Genomic DNA, 25,514 nt, shown 5'->3' on the forward strand with positions numbered 1-25,514 from the left:
GACGCCGCAGGGTCTGCAGCTCCTTAGGCGTCGCATTTCGATGGGTCAGGCGGCGTTCAGGGCATAGCCGGCCGAGCGAACGGTCCGGATCGGATCGTGTTCTCCGCCTGCGCTGAGCGCCTTTCTCAGGCGACCAATATGCACGTCTACCGTGCGCGCCTCCACATAAACATCAGAGCCCCACACCGCATCAAGCAGTTGCTCGCGCGAGAACACGCGCCCAGGGTGCTGCATCAGATAGTCCAGAAGGCGAAATTCGGTCGGACCCAGATGGATTTCAAGGTCGGATCGCACCACCCGGTGGGCGACGCGGTCGATCGTGATGTCCCCGACGGTGACAGAGTCCTCCGCCAGGCCCGGCCGGATGCGGCGCAGGACGGCGCGAACCCGCGCGAACAGCTCCTTCATCAGGAAGGGTTTGACGATGTAGTCGTCCGCCCCGGTGTCGAGGCCGCGGATCCGATCGGCTTCCTCGCCGCGCGCCGTCAGCATGATGATCGGCAGGTTGCGCGTCTCGTGACGGCTTCTGAGCCGACGACAGACCTCGATGCCGGAGATCTTCGGCAGCATCCAGTCGAGCACCACCACATCGGGTTGGCGCTCTTCCACCAGCATCATCGCCTCTTCGCCATCGGCGGCGAGGGAGACCCGGAAGCCTTCCTTCTTGAGATTGTACGAGAGCAGCTCGGACAGAGCGTCTTCGTCTTCTACGACCAGTACATGCGGTTGCATGGCGAACCCCCTTCGCTAGGACGTTTCTGGACGAGGGCCGCGCGGCCGATCAGCCGTCAGCTCTTGCCCGGTAACCAGGTAATGGACCACTTCGGCGACGTTCGTGGCATGGTCGCCGATACGCTCGAGATTCTTCGCGATGAAGAGCAGATGCGCGCCCGGCTCGATCATCGAGCCGTCCTCGCGCATGGCGGTGACGAGGTCGCGGAACAGGGCGTTGTAATGCTCGTCCACATCGTCATCGCGTTCCCAGACGGCGACGGCGCGGCTGGCTTCGCCCGTCGCGTACGCGTCCAGAACCTGGTGCAGATGGCTTTGCACGACGCGGCCCATGCGCTCGACGGCGCCGTTGAGGGCGGTCGGGTCGGAGGCGTTCAGCGTGTGCACGCGCCGGGCGATGGATTTGGCCAGATCGCCCACGCGTTCGAGATCGGAGACGATCTTCAGGGCGGCGATGCAAACCCGCAAATCCTGGGCGATCGGCTGGCGCAGGGCCAGCAGCCGGATGATCTTCTTCTCGATATCGCGCTGCATCTGGTCGACCTGGGCGTCCCGCAGGCGCACTTCGTCGGCCAGATCCCCGTCACGGCTGGATGCAGCCTGAAGCGCGTCGCTGACCATGCTCTCGGCCAGCCCGCCCATGGCCGCCACATCGGCGGTCAATTGTTCAAGCTCTTCGGAGAAGGCTTTGACGATATGCGGCGCGGTATGCGGCGTGTTCATTGCGTTGGCCTTTCAAAGGTCCGATTGCGCGGGGCTTATCCGAAACGTCCGGTGATGTAGTCCTGGGTGCGTTGATCGAGCGGGTTGGTGAAGATCTCCTCGGTCGGCCCGTATTCCACGAGCTTTCCGAGGTGGAAGAAGGCCGTCATCTGGGACACCCGTGCGGCCTGGGCCATGGAGTGGGTCACGATGATCAGCGAATAGTTCTCGCGCAGTTCGTCGATCAGTTCCTCGATGCGTGCGGTCGCGATGGGGTCCAGCGCCGAGCACGGCTCATCCATCAGGATCACCTCGGGGTTCACCGCGATGGCGCGGGCGATGACGAGACGCTGCTGCTGGCCGCCCGAGAGCGAGGTGCCCGGATGATGCAGACGGTCGGCCACTTCCGCCCAGAGACCCGCCTTGATCAGGCTGGTCTCGACGATGTGGTCAAGCTCGGCCTTGGTTTCCGCCAGCCCGTGAATGCGCGGGCCATAGGCGACGTTCTCATAGATCGATTTCGGGAAGGGGTTGGGCTTCTGGAACACCATGCCCACCCGGGCGCGCAGCACCACCGGGTCCACATCGCGGCCGTTCACTTCCTCGGAATCAATGCGGATCGATCCGCTGACGCGCGCGGTGTCGATGGTGTCGTTCATCCGGTTCAGACAGCGCAGAAAGGTGGATTTGCCGCAGCCGGACGGACCGATGCAGGCGGTGACCGCCCGATCCGGAATCTCCAGCGAGACATCCTCGAGCGCCAGCTTGTCGCCATAGCGCACGCTGACCGCATCGGTGGCGACCTTGATCGGCAATTGCGTCGTCAGCGGGTGATACCGCGTCGGCGGGTTGTCGACCGGAAAATCGAGACTCATGGACATCTACCTACCATCTCCGTTCGAAGCGGCGCCGCAGATAGATGGCGACGGCGTTGAAGCTGACGAGCAGCGTCAACAGCGCCAGGATCGCTGCGGCGGTGCGCGCTTCGAAGGCGCGCTCTGCGCTTGAAGACCAAATGTAAATCTGAACCGGCATCACGGTGGCCGGTTCGGTGAAGCCCGACAGGCCCAGCGTGGGCGGGTCGGCGATGAAGGCGACCATGCCGATCATCAGAAGCGGGGCCGTCTCGCCCAGGGCTTGCGCCAGACCAATGATGGAGCCGGTCAGGATGCCGGGCATGGCCAGCGGCAGCACGTGGTGGAACACCGCTTGGGTGCGCGAGGCGCCGACGCCAAGCGCAGCCTCCCGGATAGAGGGTGGCACGGCCTTGAGCGCGGCGCGAGCGGAAATGATCACAGTGGGCAGGGTCATCAGCGCCAGAACCATGCCGCCGACCAGGGGCGCCGAACGCGGCATGCCGAACAGGTTGATGAAGACCGCAAGCCCGAGCAGGCCAAAGACGATCGAGGGGACGGCGGCGAGGTTGTTGATATTGACCTCGATGAAATCGGTCAGCCGGTTCTTGGGCGCGAATTCTTCCAGATAGATCGCGGCGCCCACCCCGATCGGCACGGCCAGCAGCATGGTGACGATCATGGTCAGGATCGACCCGGCAAGGGCGCCCGCAACGCCCGCCAGTTCCGGCTCGCGGCTGTCGGCATTGGTGAACAGCGTCGTGTTCAGGCCGTTGCGGATCAGGCCGCGCTCCTTGAGCGTGCGCGCCCAGACGATCTGGCGGTCAGTGATCCGTCGGGCGATGGACGGGGTCTCGATCACCCAGAGCGACCAGGTCTCTGCGCTGTCCGAGGCGTGATCGGGGCCGATGAGCCAATCGCCCTGAGCGCTGCGGCCGTCCTGTTGCAATTGTGAAATGCGCAGAACCCCGCCCTGGGCGCGCAGCATCAGGGAGGCCGTCTGGGAATTCAGCTGCACCGGCGCCGTGTCCGAGCGCGCCATCTCAAGCGCCCGGACCAGATCGCGGGCGCGCTGGGCCTCCGCCTCCAGGCTGTTGCGGGTGTCCGTATCGAGTTCTTCGGCGGCCTGGGCGGCGGTCTGTTCGGCCCGGCGCCGCGCCTGCGCGAGGGCGGCGTCCTGGCGCGCCTGCACAAGGTCCAGAAAGCCATCGAAAACGGGCGCACCCGTCCGGGAGCGAAGGATGACCCCGCCATCAGCCGCCGGGACGAGGCTGAGCGGGGCGGCGCCAGGCAGGAATTCCTCTTCGGTGGTGAGACCTTTCAGATAGAGGTCCGCATCATCGGAGATGGGCAGGGTGAACCGGATGGTCTCACCCAGAACGTCGGGATTGTTCACGACCTCATTGAGCAGGCGTGCGGCGTTCACGGCGCTGTAAAGGCCGAAGAGTTCGCGCATTTCGCTGACGGAGCCGGCTTCGGGGAACTGGGCCCAGAGGCTGTTCTGGATCAGCGTATTGTACGAGCCGCGCCGCAGGGAGGCTTCGCTGGCGTCGCCCCGCGGATCCGCGATCTCGGGGCGGATGTCGACATCCAGCACCAGCTTGTGCGCGGTGAAGGCGGGGACCGACTGTATGATCAGCGAGCCGAGCAGGACGGCGAGGAACAGCACGGCCGCGCTGATCGCCGCCAGTCCATAGAACTGGAATCGCTGCTCGGCGCGATGCCGCTTGGCCAGGCGCGCCTGAACCGCGTCGCGTATGGTCGGCGCGTTACTCATAGCGTTCCCGGAAGCGTTGCACCACGCGCAAGGCGATGATGTTCAGGATGAGGGTCATGATGAAGAGCACGAGACCCAGCGCGAAGGCGGAGAGGGTTTTCGGGCTGTCGAATTCCTGGTCGCCCGTCAGCAGCATGACGATCTGCACGGTGATGGTGGTCACCGATTCCAGCGGGTTGGCGGTCAGGTTGGCGCCCTGACCGGCAGCCATGACCACGATCATGGTCTCGCCCACGGCGCGCGAGACCGCCAGCAGCAGCGCGCCGACAATGCCCGGCAGGGCGGCCGGGAAGACCACATGCCGCACGGTCTCGGACTTGGTCGCGCCCATGGCGTAGCTGCCGTCGCGCAGGGCCTGGGGCACGGCGTTGATCACATCGTCAGACAGCGAGGAGACAAAGGGGATGATCATCACGCCCATGACCAGGCCCGCCGACAGGGCGGACTGGGTCACCGCATCCTCATAGCCCAGCATCATCGCGACCTGACGCAGGAAGGGCCCCACGGTCAGAAGCGCGAAGAAACCGTAGACCACAGTGGGCACGCCCGCGAGAATCTCGAGCGCCGGCTTGGCCCAGGCGCGCAGGCGCGGGCTCGCGTACTCAGACAGATAGATCGCCGCCATCAGGCCGATGGGGGCAGCCACCAGCATGGCGATCAGGGTGATCAGGGCCGTGCCGGCGAACAGGGGCACCGCGCCGAAGGCGCCGGACTGGCCCACCTGGTCGGCGCGAATGGCGATTTGCGGGCTCCAGTGCAGCCCGAACAGGAATTCATGAATGCGCCAGTCGATCGAGGCGAAGAAGCGGATCGATTCAAACAGGAGCGAGAACACGATCCCCAGCGTGGTGAGGATGGCGATGGCCGAGGTCATCATCAGGGCCAGCCCGATCACGCCCTCCACCCGGTCGCGCGCCCTGAACCCGGCGCGAATGCGGGTGCGGGCGAAGGCGAGGCCGCCGACCGCGAGGGCGAGGGCGACGCCTGCCGCGCTCCAGCGGAACAGGTCTTCCCAGGGGCGCAGGGCCAGGGCGGCCGCGCGGATTTCCTCGGTGTTGCGGCTGGCGAGCCCTTCATTGAAGGCGAGCGCGCGGGCGTCCGAGATGAACAGCTCGCGCCGTTCGCTGGGCGCGCGCCAGTATTCGAAACCGGCCCGGGCGCGGACCCCGGGGACAGTGTGCGGCGCACGGGCCGCCACAGAGATGGCGACGCGATCGCGACGCGCCTGGCGTTCAGCGGCGATTTCATTGCGCTGGGCGGTCAGGGTTCCGAGCGCGCGCAGATAGCGCTCGGCGTCGCCGCCTTCGCGTTCCGCGCGGAACATCTCGTTCCGGGCGGACAGGGCTTCCGCCTCGATCTGAAGCGTCTCCTCAGCCAGCGCCTGGTATTCGGGATCCCGCGCCAGCTGCGCCTCGTATTCCCGGATCAGCGGCGCCGCCTCACGCTCGAGCTCGCCCAGGGCCAGCGTGTTGACGAGGCTGGCGCCGAACAGGCCGTACAGGGCCAGCAGGATGAAGGCCGGCAGGCCGGTCCAGAGCGCCAGATAATACCCGTAATAATTGGGCAGGGAGTGCAGCCAGGACGCACGACCATTGGCCGCCGCGACAGCGCGGCGCCGACCGATCAGAAATCCGACCGCTGTCAGCACCAGAAGGGCGAGGACAGCGAAAAGCGAGGACTGCATGAAACCACCTGGTCAGGGAGCTGAACTCTGCGCCGGGCGCAAAACTCCCCAAAGCTTGATCAGCGGCGGACCATGGTCAGGAACGATCAATCCAATATGTAAGTTTGGTGACAGTTATGTGACGCCGCGCGTGCCTCACTGCGCCGCCGAGTCCGATTGATCCCTGAGCTCAGGCGTTTCAAGGGTTTTCATCGCCGCAGCGACCGGGAAGAAGACTGTAAAAACCGAGCCGGTTCCGGGCGCGCTCTCCACCGTGAAGCCGCCCCGGTGGCGATTGACGATGTGCTTGACGATGGCGAGGCCCAGACCGGTGCCGGAGGTGGGGCCGCTCTTTTGTCCGTCCACCCGGAAGAAGCGTTCCGCCAGACGCGGCAGATAGCGCCGCTCGATCCCGCCGCCCTGATCCTGCACGCGCACAACGCCGAACTTCGCCTCGGGGTCGAGCGCAGGCGCGGTCAGGGTCAGGCGTCCGGAATCAGGGTCGATCCGGGCGCCCAGATGTTCGGCGGCGTCCCGGGAGATCCCGTATCGCACGCTGACCTTCACCTGCGAGCCGTCCGGAGAATACTTGATGGCGTTCTGGACCAGGTTTTCGATGACTTCATAGAGCTGGTCGCGATCGCCGCGCACCTGCGCGCCGCCCTCGGTTCCCGCTTCATCGATCTCGACACTGATATTCCGGCTCGCGGCCACAGGCGCGAGGGCTTCGGACACATCCGCGGTGAGATTGTCGAGATCCACCGATCCCGTGGGCGGCATGTGCTCGTTCATCTCGACCCGGCTGAGAGACAGCAGGTCATTGATCAGACGGCGCATGCGCTCGGTCTGCACCGTCATGATCTCGAGGAAGCGGTCGCGCGCCTCTTCGTCATCCCGGGCGGGACCGGACAGGGTCTCGATGAAACCCGCCAGCGAGGCGAGGGGCGTGCGCAGCTCGTGGCTGGCGTTGGCGAGGAAGTCCGCCCGCATCCGCTCGGCGCGCTTGGAATTGGTGTCGTCCGCCAGAACCAGCATGGCGCGAAACGGCATGGGGCCGGGCGCTGAGAGGCGGATTGGCTCCACATAGGCGCGCACATGGCTCTCCAGCGGCGCCAGGGTTGAATATTCGACCGTCGCGCCGCGATCCCCGCGCAGCGCGGCGCTGACCGCCTCCAGAACGCGCGGCTGGCGCAGAACCGTGGACAAAAGGCCGCGTTCGGTCCCCAGCCCCAGGAAAGTGCGCGCGGCTGGATTGGCGCGTTCGATTCGTCCGCCTGCGCCGATCAGCAGCACCGGAATGGGCAGGCGCTCCAGCATGGTGACGCTCGCCTCGGCCTCCAGGTCTCGCGGCGCGTTCACCGCCAGCGGGCGCGGATTGGGCTCTGCCGTGGTCAAGGCGGTGAGATAATAGACAAAAGCCAGTGCGATGAAGGCGGCCGCCCCGCCCAGGAACGCGCCGCCGGAGAGCTCGCCGGCCACAGCCAGAACCAGCATCACGACCACGCCGATCGAGGCCGTCAGGGCAATATCACGGCGACGCGGCCGGTCCCCGGTCATGCGTTTCGCAGGGGTGTTACGATCTTCAGTCATACCTTCTCGTAGCATGGGAATGTGACACCTCGGAAACCCTTGTTGTTTTGCGGATTTGTTCGGAGGCCCGGGAAGAATGCCTGTATAAATTTTTTGTAATTCGAGAAACTTTTATCGTTTTTCGATAAGTTTTGATTGACTTTCGAGAGCGCCCAAATAGGGTGCAGTTCAGGTTTTGTAATTTTCCCGGGGGAGGGCCCGTGTCCCTTTTGCGTATTTCACCGTTTTTTGCGCCCTTGCTGTTGAGCGCCTGCGCCAGCGTCGTCACGCCGGGCGCCAGCGATCTTGTCCTGGCGCCGGAAACGTTCTCTGCGGCGCCGGCCGAGCTGGACGCCTCGCCGTCCGACTGGATCGCGGCGTTCGAGGATCCGGTGCTTCAGGTGCTGGTCGCCGAGGCGCTGGACGCCAATCCGACGGTTGCGTCCGCTCTTGCAAGCTATGATGCGGCCCGCGCCGGCGCCCGGTCTGCGGGCGCAGCCCGTCTTCCAACGCTGGACGGCTCTGTGGGCTACACTGACCAGGAGCCGGGCAATACCGGCTTCAGCACCGGTCTTGAAGTCAACTGGCAGGCGGATGTCTGGGGGCGTCTGGGTGACCAGGCGCGCTCTGGCGCCCTGACGGCGGAAGCCGCGCGCGCCGACTGGTATGGCGCGCGCCTGTCGATCGCCGCCTCCGTGGCGCGGTCCTGGTATGCCCTGATCGCCGCCAGCCAGCAGGCTGAGCTGGCCCAGGCTGATGTGGAGGCCCGGACCAATCAGCTCGAAATCGTCGAACGGCGCTTCCAGCGCGGCGTGGTCCGCTCCTCGGATGTGCGTACGGCGCGTTCGGCCCTGGCCTCTTCCGAAGCCACGCTGGCCTCGCGTCTGCGGGCGCAAGCGAATGCGGCGCGGGTGCTTGAAGTGACGCTGGGCCGGTATCCGTCCGCCTCGATCGCCGCTGGCGCCGAACTGCCAGCGCTGGGCGCCTTGCCCAATCCGGGGCAGCCTGAAACGCTTCTGGCGCGTCGTCCGGATGTGGTCGCTGCGCAAGCGCGCCTCGCCGCCGCCGGCTATTCGGCGTCCGCGGCTCAGAAGGCGCTCTATCCGGGGCTTGGCCTGCGCGCCAGCCTGGCCGATGGCGGCGCGGACATCGCCGATGCGCTGAACTTTGATGATCTGGTGAAGACCGTTGTCGGGTCGATCTCGGCGCCGATCTTCCAGGGCGGACGCCTGCGCGCCGAGCGCGACCGGGCCGAGGCCCAGGCGGAACAATTGTCCGCCAATCTGGTGAGCACCGCCCTGACGGCGCTGCGTGAAGCCGAGGACGCGATCGAAGCGGATCGCCGCCTGGCGCAACGGGTCGATGCGTTGACGGTCGCTTCTGATGAAGCCCGCGAAGCGCTGGCTCTCGTGCAGCGTCAGTATGCGTCGGGCCTGTCGACAATCTTCGAGCTGATCGACGCTCAGACGCGTCAGATCTCGGCGCAGTCGGCCCTGATATCAGCGCGCAATGAGCGGGTGGACAACCGCATCGCGCTGCATCTGGCCATTGCTGGCGACTTCAGCGCCGGCGGCGGCGTCACTGCATCCAATATCGAGAACTAGGACATCATAAGACCGGTAAAACCGGTCAGGGGACAAAAGAGGTTGGTCATGAGCAAGTTTTTGGGTCGTTTGTTGATTATAGGGCTGCCGGTTGCGGTGCTCTTTGCGTTCATCGTCGTCTATGTCGTGCTGGCTGCGGCGGCGCCCAAGCCCGAGCGCGCCGAGATCGTCGCGCGTCCGTCTGCGGTCTTCGTCACCGAAGCCGCTCTGAGCCCGGTGCAGCTGTCTGTCACCACACAGGGCGAGGTCACCCCGCTGACCGAGATCGATCTCACCGCCCAGGTGTCAGGTCGGATCACCTATGTGAACCCGAACTTCGTTGATGGCGGCTTCTTTGAAGCGGGCGAAGTGCTGGTGCGTCTCGAGGACGCCGATTATCGCCTGGCGGTCACGCGCGCCGAAGCGCTGGTCGCCCAGAGCCGTCAGGCGCTGGTGCGCGAGCAGGCCGAATCCGAGCTGGCGCGTGAAGAATGGGAATCGCTGGGCGATGGCGAAGCCAGCGCGCTGACCCTGCGCGAACCGCAGATGGCGGAAGCGCGCGCCCAGCTGGCCTCGGCCCAGGCCAGCCTGGACGAAGCCCGTCTCAATCTGAGCCGGACGCGCATTTCCGCGCCGTTTGACGGCCGCGTTCGCGCCAAGTCGGCCGATCTCGGTCAGTATGTCGGCCCCGGCACCCGTCTGGGACGTGTCTTCGCGACCAATCGCGTTCAGGTCCGTCTGCCGCTGACCAATGCCGAGCTCGCGATCCTGAACCTGCCGCTGGCCTTCCAGTCCAGCGACGCCAATCCGGGCCGCCCCGCGCATCTGAGCGCCAGCGTCGCCGGTCAGGAGCGTCACTGGGAAGGTCGCCTTGTGCGCACCGACAGCGCCATCAACCCGCAAACCCGCACCATGAGCGCCATCATCGAGGTCGAGGACCCCTATGGCGCGGCTGCTGAAGAGGCGGGCGCCCCGCTGGCCGTGGGTCTGTTCGTCGCCGCCAACATTGATGGTCGCGAGCTTGAGAACGCCATCGTGCTGCCCCGCAGCGCCCTGCGCGGCTCGAACGAGGTCTATGTGGCCGAACTCGACGGCACCCTGTCGATCCGTCAGGTCAATGTGGTGGACACCAGCGCCGAGCGCGTGGTTCTGACCGCCGGTCTGGAACCGGGCGATCGCGTTGTCACCTCGCCGCTGCGCGGCGCCGCCGAAGGCATGCTGGTGCGGGCGATGGACGCCAATGGCGATCCGCTCGATCCCGAACCGGAAGCCGACGCCGCCAATGATAATGACGCCGAGAGCGAAGCGCTGGTCCAGGAGACCACGACCGCCTCGCGCGCCAACTAGTCAGGATCGGGGAGAACGGACATGGTTCACAATCCTGAACACGACAAGCACAAGGGGTTGCTGGCCTGGTGGGCCAAGAACTCCGTCGCCGCCAACCTCTTGATGCTGATCGCCCTGATCGGCGGCGTGGTCGGCTACTTCTCCATGCAACGGGAGAACAATCCCGGCGCCGTGTTCCCGGGCGCGTCGATCTCGGTCGCCTGGCCGGGCGCGTCGCCCCAGGAGATCGAGGAGCAGATCATTGTCCGCATCGAAGAGGCGCTGAGCGATCTGGACGGCGTGGACGAGCTTGAGGCCGTCGCCCGCGAAGGCTCAGGTTCGGTCTATGTGTCCGGCCTGCCGTCCCAGGAAGCGTCAGCCTTCATCGACGAGATCAAGCTGCGCGTGGACTCCATCAACAACATGCCGCGCGAAGCCTATCGTCCGCAGGTCCAGCGCTGGCAGAACTCTGACCAGATCGCCGGCTTCGCCCTGCACGGCCAGGTGGAGCGCCGCGACCTGCAACGGGTGGCGCGCGAGATCCGGAACGAGATCTCCTCCACCATTCCCGGCGCCTCGCTGGTCGAGGTGATGGGCACGCTGGGCGAGGAAGTCGCGATCGAGGTCTCCGAGGAAGACATGCGCCGCTATGGCGTCAGCTTCGCCGAGATCGCCCAGGCCATCGCCAACTCCTCGATCAACACCTCCGCCGGTTCGGTCCGCACCGATCTCGGGGATGTCCGCATCGCCTCGCGCGAGCTGGCGGACACCGCTTACGAATTCGAGAACATCATCGTGCGCCAGACCTCTGACGGCGGCGTGGTGCGCGTGGGCGATGTCGCCACCGTGATCGACGGTCTCGTGGACGCCAATCTGAACGCCACCTTTGATGGCGAGCAGATGGTGATCATCGCGATCCGCTCCACCGGCAGCTCGGACATCATCGATGTGTCCAACGCCATGAAGGAGTATCTCGAGCGCAAGAACGCCGAACTGCCCTCCACCCTGCAATTGTCGGTGTGGTGGGACGGCGCGGACCAGTTCAACTCGCAGCTGACCGTCATCGGCAGCTCGGCCCTTCTGGGTCTGGCGCTGGTGCTGGGCGTGCTGGTGCTGTTCCTGCGTCCGATCGTGGCGTTGTGGGTGACGGTGGGCATCGCCACCGCCTTCGCCGGCGCCTTCCTGATCCTGCCCATGCTGGGCATCACCCTGAACTTCCTGTCGCTGTTCGCCTTCCTGATCGTGATCGGGGTGGTGGTGGATGACGCCATCATCGTGGGCGAGAACATTCACGCCCGCGTCGAGCGCGGCGAGCAGGGGCTGACGGCGGCGGTCGTGGGCACCCAGATGGTGGCCAAGCCGGTCGTCTTCGCGGTCATCACCACCATGATGGCGTTCGCGCCCTGGATGATGCTAACCGGGCCCGAAGTGCAGTTCACGCGTCAGATCTCTCTGGTCATCATCGCGGCTCTGGCCTTCTCGCTGGTGGAAGCGCTGTTCATCCTGCCGGCGCACCTGGCGCACATCAAACCGCAGAACACGAACGGCTTCTTTGGTCCGTTCATCAAGTTCCAGGCGATGATCGCTGACAGCCTGATCGCCTTCGCGCACCATGTCTACGCGCCGGTTCTGGCGACGGCGATCCGCCTGCGCTACGCCACCTTGATGTTCTTCATCGGGGTGTTCGGCCTGGCCATCGCCCTGCAGGCGAACGGCTATGTGAAGTCCGCCTTCATGCCGGAGATCGAAAGCGACCTGATCCGGGTGAACATCCAGCTGGCCGAGGGCACGCCCTGGTCGCGGACCGACGAGATCCGCTCGCGTCTGGATGAAGCCGAGCTGGAAGTGCAGCAGGCCTATCGCGAGGAGTTCCCGGGCGAGGACGACATGATCCGCTCGCGCTCCACGCTGGCGACCGACGGTTCGGTCCGGGCCTGGATCAATATCGCGCCGCCGGAGAACCGTCCGGGCCGCACGCCCACCGCCGAGGTGGCGCAACGCCTGCGCGACGCCCTGGGGCCGGTGCCGGATGCGGAGGAAATCCGTTTCGAGGCCACCCTCAATGACAGTGGCCCGGCCATCCAGTTCGCCATCAACCATCCCGATCTGGATGTGTTGCGGGCGGCGGCGGCCGAACTTCGCCAGCATCTGGCGACGTTCGAGACCACCTATGACATCGTGGACAATCTGCAGTCCTCCGCCGACGAGCTGCGCCTGACCCTGCGTCCGGACGCCCAGGCCCTGGGCCTGACGCTGGCGGACGTGACCCGTCAGGTGGGCCAGGCCTTTTATGGCTATGAAGTCCAGCGCCTGCCGCGCGATGGCGAGGATGTCCGGGTGATGGTCCGCTATCCCCGGGAGGCCCGGAACAGCCTGGATGCGGTCAACAATCTGCGCATCCGCACCAATGACGGCCGCGAAGTGCCGCTGGCGGCGGTGGTCGACGCCGAGTTCGCGCCGGGGATCAACCAGATCCGCCGTCGGGAGCGTCAGCGCACCGTCACGGTGAGCGCCGAGCTGACCGACAATGACGCCGCCGCCAACATCCGCCAGGAGCTGGAGGAAGAGTTCTTCCCGCAATGGCGCGAGCGGTATCCGGGCATCTCCACCGGCGCCATCGGCGAAGCCGAAGGCGAGGCGGAATTCCTGTCCGAGGTCATCCGGCTGCAGCTGATGATGGTGGTCATGATGTATGTGCTGCTGGCGGTGGCGTTCCGCTCCTACGCCCAGCCGCTGATGATCATGACGGCCATTCCCTTCGCCTATGCCGGCGCGGTCTTCGGCCACATGATCCTGGGCGAGCCCTTCGCGCTGTTCTCCATGTTCGGCATCGGGGCCGCCGCCGGGATCGTGATCAACGACAACCTGGTGCTGGTGGACTTCGTGAACCGCCTGCGTGAACGCGGCGTCGGGGCCATGCAGGCGCTGGTGGATGCGGGCGTGCAGCGCTTCCGCCCGATCCTTCTGACCACGGTCACCACCTTTATCGGCATCCTGCCGATGATCGCCGAGCGCTCCACCGCGGCCCAGTTCCTGAAGCCGATGGTGATCTCTCTGGGCTTTGCGGTGATCTTCGCCCTGTTCCTGACGCTGCTGATGGTGCCGGCGCTGTATGCGATCGGCGCGGATATCGGCCGCTTCTTCAAGGGGCTGTGGACGGGTGAGAAGCAGCCGCGCGTCGGCGAGAGCTACATCGGCCATGACTCGGGCCCGGACGGGGTTGATGTCGGCCATCCGGATGAGGGAACGGCTCCGGCCGAATAACCCTCACGATCCTGCGGCGCGGGCGACGCCTCACACGCTTCGCGCCGCAGGACCTAACTTCAGCGCCCGCTTTTTCGGCGCCTGCAATGACACGATTACCAAGGGGAAAACGCATGAAAAACCTGTTGTCTGGCGTTGCGTTCATCGCGCTCGCCGCCGCAGCGCCCGCCTTTGCGCAAGATGCGCCGGTTCTGGGTGATTTCGGTTTTGACGTCACCGGCATGAACGCCGAGCTCGATCCGGGCGATGACTTCTTCCAGTTCGCCAACCAGGCCTGGCTTGAGCGCACCGAGATCCCGTCCGACCGCTCCAATTACGGCATGTTCACCAAGCTCGCCATCGAGGCGGAAGACCATGTCCGCGAGATCATTGATGAAGCCGCCGCGGTTGATGCGCCGGACGGCTCCAACACCCAGCTGGTGGGCGGTCTGTACAAGTCCTGGATGGACGCGGACGCCATCAACGCCGCCGGTCTGGCGCCGGCACAGCCCTATCTTGACCGGATCAACGCCGCGTCGAGCTGGGAGGATGTCGCCTCCCTGTTCGCGACCGTGCATTACGCCTCGCCCTGGGGCGTGGGCGTGATCCCCGATCCCGCCGACACCTCCCGCTACACCCTCTATATGGGCCAGGGCGGTCTGGGCCTGCCCGATCGCGACTATTACCTTGAAGAAGACGAGGCGTCCGAGCGTTATCGCACCGCCTATGTCGCCTATATCGAGCGCATCTTTGACCTGGCCGGCATTGAAGGCGGCGCTGACAAGGCCCAGGCCATCATGGCGCTGGAAACCGCGCTGGCCGAGGTTCACTGGAGCCAGGAGCGCACCCGCGAGATCACCGAGATATACAATGTGCTGTCGCTCGACGAAGTGGTCGAGCTGGCGCCCGAGTTCGATTTCCGCGCCAATCTCGAGGCTTTCGGCCTTGGCGGTCAGGAAAGCTTCATGGTCGCCACGCCGAGCGCCATCGCGGACGCCGGCGAGATCTTCTCTCAAACCGATCTCGACACGCTGAAGGCCTATCTGACCTTCCACTTCCTGTCCGACCGCGCCAGCTGGCTGGGCGATGACTTCGACCAGGCGAGCTTTGACTTCTTCTCGCGCACCCTTAACGGCGTGGAAGAGCAACGCGAGCGTGAGAAACGCGGCGTGGACCTGATCGGCGGCGCGCTCGGTCACGCCATTGGCCAGATCTATGTGGACCGTCATTTCCCGCCCGAATCCAAGACCCAGATGGAAGAGCTGGTGGCCGGTCTTCAGACCGCCTTCCGCGAACGTCTGGAAAATCTCAGCTGGATGGATGACGAAACCCGCGCCCAGGCGCTGGAGAAGCTCTCCACCTTCGAGCCGCGCATCGGCTATCCCGAAGTCTGGGACACCTATGAGGGTCTCGAGATCCGGGCGGATGACTATTTCGGCAACCGCATGCGCATGGCCGAGTTCGCCTGGGCCGAGCAGCTGGAAGACCTCGCTGGTCCGGTGGATCGCCGCGAATGGGACTGGCCGCCGCAGATCGTGAACGCCAGCTATAACCCGCTGCTGAACCAGATCACCTTCCCGGCCGGCATCCTGCAGGCGCCGTTCTTTGACCCGAACGCCGACATGGCGGTCAACTTTGGCGGCATCGGGGCGGTGATCGGCCACGAGATCGGCCACGGCTTCGACGACCAGGGTCGTCGCTTTGACGCTCAGGGCCGCATCCGTGACTGGTGGACTGAAGAGACCAATGAGCGTTTCCTGGAGCGCTCTGACGCGCTGGTCGCCCAGTACGACCAGTACGAGCCGCTGGAAGGCCACACCGTCAACGGTCGTTTTACCCTGGGTGAGAATATCGGCGATCTGGGCGGCATGGAAATGGCGTATTCGGCCTGGCGCGATTATGTCGACGCGCACTATGGCGGCGAGGCCCCGGTCATTGACGGCTTCACCGGCGATCAGCGCTTCTTCCTGGGCTGGGCCCAGGTCTGGCGTCGCCTGTATCGCGAGGACAACCTCATCAGCCGTCTGCGGACCGACCCGCACAGCCCGTCCGAATATCGGGTGAACGGCGTGGTGCGCAATATCGACGCCTGGTACGCCGCCTTCGGCGTGGATGAGAGCGACGATCTCTACCTGCCGCCCGAACAACGCGTTTCGATCTGGTAGACCAACCTCGATCGGAACCGTTCAAGCCCGGCGCTCAGGCGCCGGGCTTTTTCATGGGTTTAGCCTTGTCTGTCCGCATTTTCACTTGCCATCCATCTTGGCGGGCGTGAGGGTGCGCCACATTTATGACATCATCTCGCACTCCGGGCGGGTGTCGTTTGTGAATGCTAAGGGGAACCCTATGAAACAGATTCTGATGTCGTGCTCGGCGCTGGCCGTGCTCAGCCTGGCCGCGTGCGGACCGACCGACGCGCCCGAGAGCAACACCTCGGCGCAAACCGAGACCGCCGCCCAGACCGAGACCGCGCAATCGGGCGCGCCGGTCTATGGCGAGTTCGGCTTTGACGTCGCCGGCATGAACACCGATGTCGATCCGGGCGACGATTTCAACCAGTACGCCAATGGCGGCTGGATGGAGACCACCGAGCTGCCGGGCGACCGTTCGCGCTTCGGCATGTTCACCGTGCTGTCCGAAGAAGCCGAGGAAGACGTTCAGGCGATCATCTTTGAAGCCGGCGAAGCCGACGCCGAAGCCGGTTCGAACAACCAGCTCGTGGGCGATCTCTATGCCAGCTACATGAATGAAGCGGCGATCAGCGAAGCCGGCACGGCGCCGCTGCAGCCCTACCTGGCCGAAATCAACGCGGTGGAGAGCCTGGACGACGCCACGGCCCTGTTCGCCAGCGTGCATCATCAGTCGCCCTATGGCTTCGCCGTCTGGGCCGACCCGGCCGATCCGTCCGTGAACGCGCTGCGCCTGTTCCAGGGCGGCCTGGGCATGGGCAATCGCGACTACTACCTCGATGAAGGCGAGCGCTTCCAGCAATACCGCGACGCCTATGTCGCCTATATTGCGCGTATTTTCGAACTGTCCGGCATTGAAGGCGGTCAGGAGAAAGCCGAAGCGATCCTGGCGTTCGAAACCCGCATCGCGGACGCGCACTGGACCCGTGAAGACAGCCGCGACGTCACCCTGACCTACAACGTGATGTCCGTGGCCGAGCTCGACGAGCTGGCGCCGGCGCTGAACTTCCCCGAAGGCATGGCCAATCTGGGCCTGAACGTGGACGAGCTGATCGTGGTTCAGCCCACCGCCATCGCCCAGACCTCCGCCATTCTGGAAGACACCGACCTTGAGACCATCAAGGACTGGATGGCGTTCAACTTCATCTCCGACCGCGCCGGCTGGCTGCCGACCGAGTTCGAGGACGCCAATTTCGACTTCTTCGGCCGCACCCTGCGTGGTCAGACCGAGCAGCGCCCGCGTGACCGTCGTGCGGTCAACCTGGTGGGCGGCGCCCTGGGCCACGCCGTGGGCCAGATCTATGTGGAGCGTCACTTCCCGCCGAGCTCCAAGACCCAGATGGAAGACCTGGTCGCGCGTCTGACCACGGCCTTTGAATCGCGTCTTGAGAACCTTGAGTGGATGGACGACGAGACCCGCGCCGAAGCGCTGACCAAGCTGGCCGGCTTTGAAGCGCGCATCGGCTATCCGGAAATCTGGGATTCCTATGAGGGCCTGGAAATTTCCGCCGACGACTATTTCGGCAACCGCACCCGCATGGCCGAGTTCAACTGGGCCGAGCAGATCGAGGATCTCAACAGCCCGGTCGACACCCGTGAATGGGGCTGGCCGCCGCAAATCGTCAATGCGTCCTACTCTCCGCTGGCCAACCAGATCACCTTCCCGGCCGGCATCCTGCAGGCGCCGTTCTTTGACCCGAACGCCGACATGGCGGTCAATTTCGGCGGCATTGGCGGCGTGATCGGTCACGAGATCGGCCACGGCTTTGACGATAACGGCCGTCGCTATGACGCCGAAGGCCGTCTGCGCGACTGGTGGACCGAAGAGACCAATGTCCGCTTTGAAGAGCGCGCCGGCGAGCTGGGCGCTCAGTACGAAGCGTTCTGCCCGGTGGAGGGCCAGTGCGTCAGCGGTCGTCTGACCATGGGCGAGAACATCGGCGATCTGGGCGGCCTGCAAATGGCCTACACCGCCTGGCGTCAGTATGTGGACGAAGTCTATGGCGGCGAAGCTCCGGTGATCGACGGCATGACCGGTGACCAGCGCTTCTTCCTGGGCTGGGCCCAGGTCTGGCGCAACCTGATCACCGAGGATGCGTTGCGCGCCCAGCTGCTGGGCGATCCGCACAGCCCGGCGCAGTACCGCATCAACGGCGTGGTCCGGAACCTGGACGCCTGGTACGACGCCTTCGGCGTGACCGAGGAAGACGATCTGTACCTGCCGCCGGAACAGCGCGTGCGCATCTGGTAACAGGGCGATTGCTCGCAAACGGAAAGCCCGGCGCATCGCGCCGGGCTTTTTGTTGGGCGGCAGCCGGTCCTAGCGGTGCAGGGCCTGTGTCTTCTGCGGCGTGAAGCGGTTCTCTCCGTCCTCGGCCGCGAACACCGTCAGGCTGAGCCCTTCGAGGGTGTGATCAAACAGGTTGAAGCTGGGCGGTTCGCCGCGCGTGCGATGTGACAGCGCCGTGCCCGCGCCGACAAACCAGCACGACCCGCCATCGGGCCGGCGCTGGGGCAGGGCGAAGACCTGGTGCAGATGGCCGGTCACCACAAGGTCGAGGCCCGCCTGCACGAAGATATCCGCCGCCTCGCGACCGCCGCGGGTCTTGGCCCGGCCTTTCAATCCGCCTGGCGCCATCAGCGGGTGGTGCGCTGCGACAACCTTGAGTCCTCTGAAATCATTGAAGCTCTGTGCGATCCGGGCGGCGTGGCGGGGATTGGCCCGGCCCAGAGACCAGTCGAGCTGGGCCTGCAGCCCGCGTGCGGTCAGATAGGATTCCACCGCCGCCGTGGGGGAGCGCCAGCTGGGCGTGACGCCCTTGCCCAGCCGTTTCTCGAAGCGCGCCCAGGGCGCGGCCACGCGGGCGGCGAGGTTGAGATAGGGGGTGTCGTGATTGCCCGGCGCCGCGATGACCGGCGCGTTGATGGCGCTGAAGAAGTCCCGCGCGGCGTCAAACTCGCGCCGGCGGCCATACTGGGTGAAATCGCCCGAGGCGATGACAGCGTCAGGCGCGAGAGCGTTGAGCGTCTCCAGCAGGGCCTCGGGCAGGCCAGGGGATTCCGCGCCGAAATGAAGGTCCGAGATTTGCGCCAGTCGCGTCATGCGTCAGGCTCCGGGGCTGCGAACAGGGCGGCGTTGGGTCTCAAGGAGATGCGTATCGGGGTCTTCAGGGTCAACACCTCCCCATCCAGCATCACGGTGATCTTCGAGGGCCCGTCGAGCACGGCGCACTCCTGCGAGCGGAGCGGATTGAGCTCGCCCATGTTCAGCATCTCCCCCAGAAAGCCGGTCAGCGCGCCCAGGGCGTCGGAGAGGTCTTCGGTATGAGTGAACACATGCTCGAGCACCTCTTCCCCGGGGCGGGCGCCATGGATCATGGCCGCCGCCCCGCCCGGAAGGGTCATCAGCGCGTTTGCGCGGCGCAGTTTCATCGTCTCGTCCTCATCCACCTTCAGGCGCATGCGGGTCTGTCCAAACGCCTGCATGGCCTTGCGCAGATAGGTCAGGGCGCGTCCGGGCTGACGGCCCTCGCCATCCGGTCTCAGGGCTTCGCGCGCCTGTCCGAAGCGGACCGGGAAACCGGCCATGAGCGCGCAGAAGAACAGATGCCCGTCCACCTCGCCTGCGTGCAGCGGCTCAACGGGATATTCCGGCGCCTCGCGCAGGATCGTCTCGATGGACCGGGCGCCATACAGCCGCTTGGGCAGAAGGTTTGCGGTGCCCAGCGGCAGGGGAATGACCGGCGTGCGGCAATTCGTCCGCACCAGCTCGTTCAGCACCGCCGCCGCCGTGCCGTCCCCGCCCGCCACGGCGATATAGTCGGAGGGTTCGGCGCAGGCCTTGCTGACGCGCTCTTTGAAGGTTTCCGAGCAGTCATGCACGATCACCTTCGCCCAGTCCGCCGACCCGTGCACCGCTTCCAGCACTTTTTCCCTGCCCAGCTCGCGCGTGGTTCCGGAATGGGCGTTCAGCACAAGGGACAAGGTTTTCAAGGCGGTGGTCTCCGATGAAGGCGGCGTACTTGTTCTATAACGCATGATTGGCAGGAGGGATGCTTTGATCCGTCACAAAGCCGCGCTAAACCAACGCCAGTGTCAGAGAAGGGATCCATCATGATCTTCCGCGCCGCCCTGTTTTCCGCCAGCGCGCTCGCGCTGTGCGCCTGCCAGAACGTCTCCGTTCAGTCTGATCTGGACTGGTCCGGTCGCAGCGAGGCTCCAGCCCCGACCATCGCCCAGCCGGCCGAGTTCGAGGGGCCTGGCGCGGAATGGCGATCCCGCTCTCAGGACGAGATCCTGGCGCGCCTGAACCGACCGCACCGCGAAGGCCGCGCGCGCAATGTCATCGTCTTTGTCGGCGATGGCATGAGCCTGGGGACCATCGTCGCCAGCCGCATCCTTGACGGTCAGAACCAGGGCATGAGCGGGGAGGAGAACTATCTCCCGTTCGAGCAATGGGGCCACACGGCGCTGATCAAGACCTATTCGGAAAACGCGCAGGTGCCTGACAGCGCCGCCACCGCCTCGGCCATCCATACCGGGGTGAAGACCCATTCGGGCGCGATCTCGGTCTATGCGCGCGACATTCTTGAACCCTGCGAAGGCGGCCCGGTGCCGCAAACGCTGGTGGAGATGGCCGAAGAGCACGGACTGTCCACCGGCATCGTGTCGTCCGCGCGCCTGACGCACGCCACCCCGGCCACCACCTATGCCCACGTCACCGACCGGGGCTGGGAAAGCGATGCAGCGCTGCCCGACTACGCCGTCGCGGCGGGCTGCACCGATATCGCCGCCCAGCTGATCGGCACCCGGACGGGCCCGTATGGCGACGGCCTTGATGTGGCGCTGGGCGGGGGTCGCGCGGCGTTCACCACGCAAGACCAGGGCGGCCAGCGTCGCGATCGCGACCTCACGGCGGAATGGGTGTCCGAAGGCGGCATCTATGTGGACGATCTCGCGGGTTTCAACGCGCTGGACGCCGATGACGACAAGCCGGTGCTGGGCCTGTTCACCAACTCCCACCTCAGCTACGCCATCGACCGGGACCCGAACGAGGAGCCGTCGCTCGCTGATCTGACCGAGTTCGCCATCAACCGCCTGTCCAATGACGAGGATGGCTTCTACCTGCTGGTGGAGGGCGGCCGGATCGACCACGCCCATCACGGCGCCAACGCCGCGCGCGCGCTCAATGACGCGCTTGCCCTGGCCGAGGCCATCGAGACCGCCCAGTCCATGGTGGATCTCGATGAGACGCTAATCATCGTCACCGCCGACCATGGCCATGTCTTCACGATTGCGGGCTATCCGCGTCGCGGCAATCCGATCCTGGGTCTGGTGCGTCCGCCGGCGCCGAACCTGACCGACGCCGAGACGCCGCCCATGCCGGCGGGCGACGGCCGTCCCTACACCACGCTCGGCTATCAGAATGGCGGCCCGCTGCGTCCGCGCGGCGAGGACGCCGAACCGCTGACCGACGAGATCGTGATGGATCCGAACTATCGCCAGCAATCGGCGATGCCGATGGGCTCTGAAACCCATTCGGGCGAAGACGTCATCGCCTTCGCCGTCGGCCCCTGGGCGCACCTGGTGGACGGCACGATGGAGCAGAACACCCTCCACCACGTCATCACCCACGCTTACGGGTGGAGCGCCACCGCCGCGATGGTCGAGGCGGATGACGACGACGATGAGGACGATGAGGATGGCGACGACGACTAGGTCGCGTCACCCCTGATACGAAAAGCCCCGGTCGATGTGACCGGGGCTTTTTGTTGTTAGGGACTATTCAGGCCTGTTACCTGCCCAGCTCAGCAAGGCGTCGAGCGCGGGACAAAGGGACTGGCCCCAGTCGGTCAGCGCATATTCCACCTTGGGCGGGACTTCGGGATAGACGGTCCGTGCGACAATGCCATCCGTTTCCATCTGCCGCAGCTGCTGGATCAGCATTTTCTGGGAGATGTCGGGGATCGCCCGTTCAAGCTCGGAAAAGCGCAGGACCTGTCCGCCGAAGAGATGGAACAGGATCGCCAGTTTCCAGCGCCCCTCAATCATTTTCAGCGCCGCTTCAAGGCCTTCGGTTGCGCTTTCGCGGGTGTGTTCAACGGGGGCGGGGCGGATTTCCTGCATCTCCGGACCCCGTCAAGCGTTACATGACGGCGCAAAGCCCAGAAGACATTGCATCCTGCTTCACCGAGGACGGCGTCGTCACCGACGAGCGCCAGTCCCATCACGGGCGAGCCGCCATCCTGAAATGGCGCCAGGACGTACAGGCCATCAGCTTCAGGGAACGGGTCCTGTCCGCCGAAGGCGACGACGCGGCGGTGACGCTGACCTGTGAAGTTTCGGGCGCCTTCAAGAACAGCCCGATCCTGTTCACCTATCGGTTTGTCCTGTCTGAGGGGCTGATCCGGTCGCTGGAGATCATCGATGAGCTTTGATCTCGGCCTGAACGGCAAACGTGTTCTGGTGACGGGCGGCACGCGCGGGCTCGGCCATGCGACCGCCCAACTCTTTCGCGATCAGGGTGCGCGCGTGCTCGTCGCGGCGCGCAGCCTGCCTGAGGCCCCTTTGTCGGGCGTTGACTATATTGCTGCGGATCTGATGTCGGCGGAGGGGTGTGCGCGACTGGCGGGACAAGTCGAGGATCTCTGGCGTGGCGTCGAGGTCGTGGTGCATGTGCTCGGCGGCTCCAGTGCGCCGGCGGGCGGCTTCGCCGCGCTGACCGACGCGATCTGGGAAGACGAGCTGTCGCTCAACCTCATGGCCGCGGTGCGCCTGGATCGCGCGCTGGCGCCGGGCCTGATAGAGCAAGGCGCGGGCGTGATCGTGCATGTGACCTCCATCCAGAGCCGCATGCCTCTGCCGCAATCCACCACCGCCTATGCGGCAGCGAAGGCGGCGCTCTCCACCTATTCCAAGAGCCTGTCCAAGGAGCTGGGCCCCAAAGGCGTACGGGTCGTGCGCGTCTCGCCGGGCTGGATCGAGACCGAGGCCGCCCTTGATCTCGCCGACCGGCTGGCGGACGAGGCGGGCACGGACCGGCAGGGCGGCATGGACATGATCATGCAGGCGCTGGGCGGCATTCCGCTGGGCCGCCCGGCGAAACCCGCCGAGGTCGCGGCGCTGATCGCCTTCCTCAGCTCAGACCTCGCGGGCGCCATCACCGGTAGCGAGCATGTCATTGACGGGGGCACCATCCCGGTGGCGTGAGCTATGCAGATGGTTGAATTCCCGGCTCTGCGCTGTGCTTGGCCGGGGTTTCAATTCCTGTGAATAGCCCCCTAAATCACCACTTCATCCGCGGGTTCGCGCAGATTGTAGCGGCTGGACATGACCGCGCCATAGGCGCCGGCTTCGGCGATGGCGATGATATCGCCTTCCTTTGTCTCCGGCATCAGGCGGTCCGCGCCCAGAAGGTCCGCGCTTTCGCAGATCGGGCCGACAATGGACGCCATGCCCGTGCCCTCTTCATCATAGCGGCTGAGGTTCACGATCTCATGGCGGGCGCCATAGAGCGCGGGGCGGATCAGCGAGTTCATGCCGGTGCCAAGACCGATAAAGCGCGTGCCGAAGGCGTGCTTGATCTGGGTCACCGCTGAGAGCAGCACGCCGGATTCCGCGACCGGATAGCGGCCCGGCTCCATCCAGATCTCGTAATCGGGCAGGGCCTGTTTGAGCTTGGCGAGCTCGGCGTCCACCAGCGCCAGATCAAGCGCCGGCGCTTCGGCGCTTTCGGGCACCCCGAGGCCGCCGCCCACATTGAGGACGCGGATATCGGAAAAGCCCTCGGCGGCGCGGGCGAGGATCGCCCCGATCTCGCGCCAATGGCCCGCCTCGATCACGCCGGAGCCGGCGTGGGCGTGCAGTCCGATGACCGTGGCGCCGGCCTTGGCCGCGGCGTCGCGCGCCGCGTCAAGCTGATCAAGCGGAATGCCGAACTTGGCCTTGGGGCCAGCCGTTTGAACATGCTGGTGGTGGCCGCGCGGACGATCCGGGTTGATGCGCAGGATGACCTCGACACCCTTGAAGAGTTCGGGCCATTCGGTGAGCGGGTGCAGCCCGTCAATGGTGAGGTTGGTCCCCAGTTCGATCGCGGCGGCGTATTCATGGCGCGCGGCGAAATTGGGGGTGAACAGCACCTTCTTCGGATCAAGACCGGGGAAGGTGTCCTTGAGCCGCATGAGCTCGCCCGGCGAGACGCACTCAAAGCCCAGCCCGGCCTCGAAGATGGTTTTCAGAACGTCCGGGTGCGGGTTGGCCTTCATGGCGTAGAAGGCGCGATTGACGCTCTTGATGTTTGCGACAGCGCTGGCGCGCGCCTTGATGGTCTCAAGGTCATAGACATAGCGTCCGCCGGTTTGCGGCGCGATCTTGATGAGCGCGTCGCGCTTGGTCACCCACCACGGATCGGGGCGCTGCGGCTTGCTCGACGCGGTCTCATTGAGCTCTGCCCAGCTCGGCCCGAACACGGGACCGGACGGGGCGGGCGCGATCAGTTCTTCATGCAGGCGCGCAGCGAGGGCGCGGCCTTCGCTGGCGTCCACCACCACGGTGAAGTTGAGGTCATTGGCGGCCTGGCTGACCAGCCGGATCGGCTTGTCCTGGAACATTTCCAGCGCCGGGGCGAGCTTGTGCAGGATGCGGCGCACGCCATATCCGACAAGGGACACCGCCGCGCCATCGTCCATGATCTTGACCCGGCAGAAGCGTTCCAGCCGGGCGCGCAGGGCGTCGAGCCGCGCCTGATCAAGGCTGGGATCGGGATCAAGGCTGACGGTGACGTTGGTCTCGGAGGTGGAGACGAGGTCCACCGACACGCCGCATTCCTTGAAGCAGGCGAAGACATCGGCGAGGAAGCCCGCCTGACGCCACATGCCCGCGCCTTCCATGGCGACGATGCGCACACCCGATTTCACCGACACGGCCTTGAGCTGCGGCGCGTCATCGCCGGGCTTGGCGGTGATCAGCGTGCCAGCGAGTTCGGGGCGCAGGGTGGAGCGCACTTCCACGGGCACATTGGCGCGGCGGGCCGGGCCGATGCAGCGCGGATGCAGCACCTTGCCGCCCATGGTCGCGATTTCCTGCGCCTCGTCATAGGACAGCGCCTGCAGGAGCCGGGCGCCCTCGGTCAGGCGCGGATCGGCGCTGAACAGGCCCGGCACATCAGTCCAGATCTCGAGCTTGGCGGCATCGAGCTTGTTGGCGAAATAGGCGGCAGACGTGTCCGACCCGCCCCGGCCCAGCAGGACGGTCTCGTCGCGGGCATTGCGGGCGATAAAACCCTGGGTCAGCACCAGCTCGGCGTCCTTGAGGCGCATCTGCAGACGGGCGTCCGCGCCCTCGATCACCGAATTGGACAGATACCCGCCCGCATCCTCGCTGTTGGAGGCGGCTTGCAAGGCGTCGCGCGCATCGAGAAACACCGGGCTCAGTCCTTCCTGGCGCAGGCGCTCCATGCCCAGAACGCTCGCCATCTGTTCCCCAAGCGCCAGCAGTTCGGCGCGCACGCGCGGGCTGGCCTCACGCACCAGCGCAATGCCGGCGGCGAGACGGTCGAGCGTTTCGAAATGGCCGGCCAGCAGGGTGGAGCCGTCCAGAAGCGCGGCTTCGGCAAAGTCCAGATGCACCGCCTTGATGGCCGCGATCTCGCTGCTGACATCGCCCAGCAAGGCCTGATCAGGCAGGGCCTCAAGGCGGTTGGACACGCCCGACAGCGCGGAATGGACGATCAGCACCTTCCCGCCCGGTTTGTCCTGTTTGAGCCGGGCCTTCGCAAGCTTTGCGATAACAGCCCAGTTTTCCGGCTTGGCCACGGAGGTGCCGCCGAATTTCAAAACAGTCCAGACACGGTTGGCGAGAGGGGTTTGATCAGTCATC

General features: G+C 65.6%; 18 protein-coding genes. 8 read left to right on the forward strand and 10 right to left on the reverse strand.

Going from position 1 to position 25,514, the window contains the following annotated elements; genetic code table 11:
• Positions 1-45: 45 nt before the first annotated feature.
• The 6 genes from phoB to B2Z70_RS10745 form a co-directional block, all read right to left on the reverse strand.
• Positions 46-732: a phosphate regulon transcriptional regulator PhoB gene (phoB, locus tag B2Z70_RS10720; protein WP_009802996.1), complete on the reverse strand. Its 687-nt coding sequence runs from the start codon at positions 730-732 to the stop codon at positions 46-48.
• A gap of 15 nt (positions 733-747) precedes the next feature.
• Positions 748-1,455 (reverse strand): phosphate signaling complex protein PhoU, encoded by a 708-nt coding sequence (gene phoU / locus B2Z70_RS10725; RefSeq protein ID WP_292983185.1) that lies wholly within the window; start codon positions 1,453-1,455, stop codon positions 748-750.
• Between the two features lie 35 nt (positions 1,456-1,490).
• On the reverse strand, positions 1,491-2,309 hold the full coding sequence (gene pstB, locus B2Z70_RS10730) for a phosphate ABC transporter ATP-binding protein PstB (protein ID WP_156776257.1): 819 nt from the start codon (positions 2,307-2,309) through the stop codon (positions 1,491-1,493).
• Positions 2,310-2,319: 10 nt separating this feature from the next.
• Positions 2,320-4,065 (reverse strand): phosphate ABC transporter permease PstA, encoded by a 1,746-nt coding sequence (gene pstA / locus B2Z70_RS10735; protein ID WP_292983186.1) that lies wholly within the window; start codon positions 4,063-4,065, stop codon positions 2,320-2,322.
• Positions 4,058-5,749 carry a phosphate ABC transporter permease subunit PstC gene (pstC, locus tag B2Z70_RS10740; protein WP_292983188.1) on the reverse strand — a complete coding sequence of 564 codons (1,692 nt, stop codon included), beginning with the start codon at positions 5,747-5,749 and terminating at the stop codon, positions 4,058-4,060. The genes pstA and pstC overlap by 8 nt, the downstream gene beginning before the upstream one ends.
• A gap of 135 nt (positions 5,750-5,884) precedes the next feature.
• Entirely contained in the window at positions 5,885-7,318 is a 1,434-nt protein-coding gene (locus tag B2Z70_RS10745; RefSeq protein ID WP_292983190.1) for a sensor histidine kinase, read from the reverse strand.
• 200 nt (positions 7,319-7,518) lie between these two features.
• Between B2Z70_RS10745 and B2Z70_RS10750 the strand changes: the two genes are divergently transcribed.
• The 5 genes from B2Z70_RS10750 to B2Z70_RS10770 all read left to right on the forward strand — a co-directional run bounded on the left by B2Z70_RS10750 (position 7,519) and on the right by B2Z70_RS10770 (position 17,889).
• Positions 7,519-8,901, forward strand: a complete 1,383-nt coding sequence (locus tag B2Z70_RS10750; RefSeq protein ID WP_292983192.1) for an efflux transporter outer membrane subunit — start codon at positions 7,519-7,521, stop codon at positions 8,899-8,901.
• Between the two features lie 48 nt (positions 8,902-8,949).
• A complete protein-coding gene (locus B2Z70_RS10755; RefSeq protein WP_009803003.1) occupies positions 8,950-10,227 on the forward strand; it encodes an efflux RND transporter periplasmic adaptor subunit in 1,278 nt (425 codons plus the stop codon).
• A 21-nt stretch (positions 10,228-10,248) separates the two neighbouring features.
• Entirely contained in the window at positions 10,249-13,470 is a 3,222-nt protein-coding gene (locus B2Z70_RS10760; RefSeq protein ID WP_292983195.1) for an efflux RND transporter permease subunit, read from the forward strand.
• A gap of 113 nt (positions 13,471-13,583) precedes the next feature.
• Positions 13,584-15,614 carry a M13 family metallopeptidase gene (locus B2Z70_RS10765; protein WP_292983197.1) on the forward strand — a complete coding sequence of 677 codons (2,031 nt, stop codon included), beginning with the start codon at positions 13,584-13,586 and terminating at the stop codon, positions 15,612-15,614.
• 181 nt (positions 15,615-15,795) lie between these two features.
• Positions 15,796-17,889 carry a M13 family metallopeptidase gene (locus tag B2Z70_RS10770; RefSeq protein ID WP_292983199.1) on the forward strand — a complete coding sequence of 698 codons (2,094 nt, stop codon included), beginning with the start codon at positions 15,796-15,798 and terminating at the stop codon, positions 17,887-17,889.
• 69 nt (positions 17,890-17,958) lie between these two features.
• On the opposite strand, the gene B2Z70_RS10775 is transcribed toward B2Z70_RS10770, so the two are convergent.
• Both B2Z70_RS10775 and B2Z70_RS10780 read right to left on the reverse strand, forming a co-directional pair.
• The gene (locus tag B2Z70_RS10775) at positions 17,959-18,741 is read right to left on the reverse strand and encodes a metallophosphoesterase family protein (protein ID WP_292983201.1); all 783 of its coding nucleotides are present in this window, start codon (positions 18,739-18,741) and stop codon (positions 17,959-17,961) included.
• On the reverse strand, positions 18,738-19,631 hold the full coding sequence (locus B2Z70_RS10780) for a diacylglycerol/lipid kinase family protein (protein ID WP_009803008.1): 894 nt from the start codon (positions 19,629-19,631) through the stop codon (positions 18,738-18,740). Before B2Z70_RS10780 ends, B2Z70_RS10775 begins: the two co-directional genes overlap by 4 nt.
• A gap of 120 nt (positions 19,632-19,751) precedes the next feature.
• Here B2Z70_RS10780 and B2Z70_RS10785 point away from each other — a divergent pair, with 120 nt between their 5' ends.
• Positions 19,752-21,356: an alkaline phosphatase gene (locus tag B2Z70_RS10785; protein WP_292983204.1), complete on the forward strand. Its 1,605-nt coding sequence runs from the start codon at positions 19,752-19,754 to the stop codon at positions 21,354-21,356.
• A 63-nt stretch (positions 21,357-21,419) separates the two neighbouring features.
• Here B2Z70_RS10785 and B2Z70_RS10790 read toward each other — a convergent pair whose 3' ends face one another.
• A complete protein-coding gene (locus tag B2Z70_RS10790; RefSeq protein ID WP_292983206.1) occupies positions 21,420-21,764 on the reverse strand; it encodes a winged helix-turn-helix transcriptional regulator in 345 nt (114 codons plus the stop codon).
• Between the two features lie 23 nt (positions 21,765-21,787).
• On the opposite strand from B2Z70_RS10790, the gene B2Z70_RS10795 reads away from it, so the two are divergent.
• Both B2Z70_RS10795 and B2Z70_RS10800 read left to right on the forward strand, forming a co-directional pair.
• Positions 21,788-22,075 (forward strand): nuclear transport factor 2 family protein, encoded by a 288-nt coding sequence (locus tag B2Z70_RS10795; protein WP_292983208.1) that lies wholly within the window; start codon positions 21,788-21,790, stop codon positions 22,073-22,075.
• Positions 22,065-22,847, forward strand: coding sequence for an SDR family oxidoreductase (locus B2Z70_RS10800; RefSeq protein WP_292983210.1), 783 nt, complete (start codon positions 22,065-22,067; stop codon positions 22,845-22,847). Before B2Z70_RS10795 ends, B2Z70_RS10800 begins: the two co-directional genes overlap by 11 nt.
• 71 nt (positions 22,848-22,918) lie before the next feature.
• Here B2Z70_RS10800 and B2Z70_RS10805 read toward each other — a convergent pair whose 3' ends face one another.
• On the reverse strand, positions 22,919-25,513 hold the full coding sequence (locus B2Z70_RS10805) for a bifunctional aspartate kinase/diaminopimelate decarboxylase (protein WP_292983212.1): 2,595 nt from the start codon (positions 25,511-25,513) through the stop codon (positions 22,919-22,921).
• Between the last annotated feature and the right edge of the window lies 1 nt (position 25,514).

Origin of the sequence: Oceanicaulis sp. UBA6590 (assembly GCF_002433705.1) — a bacterium.
In the GTDB taxonomy this organism is placed as follows: domain Bacteria; phylum Pseudomonadota; class Alphaproteobacteria; order Caulobacterales; family Maricaulaceae; genus Oceanicaulis.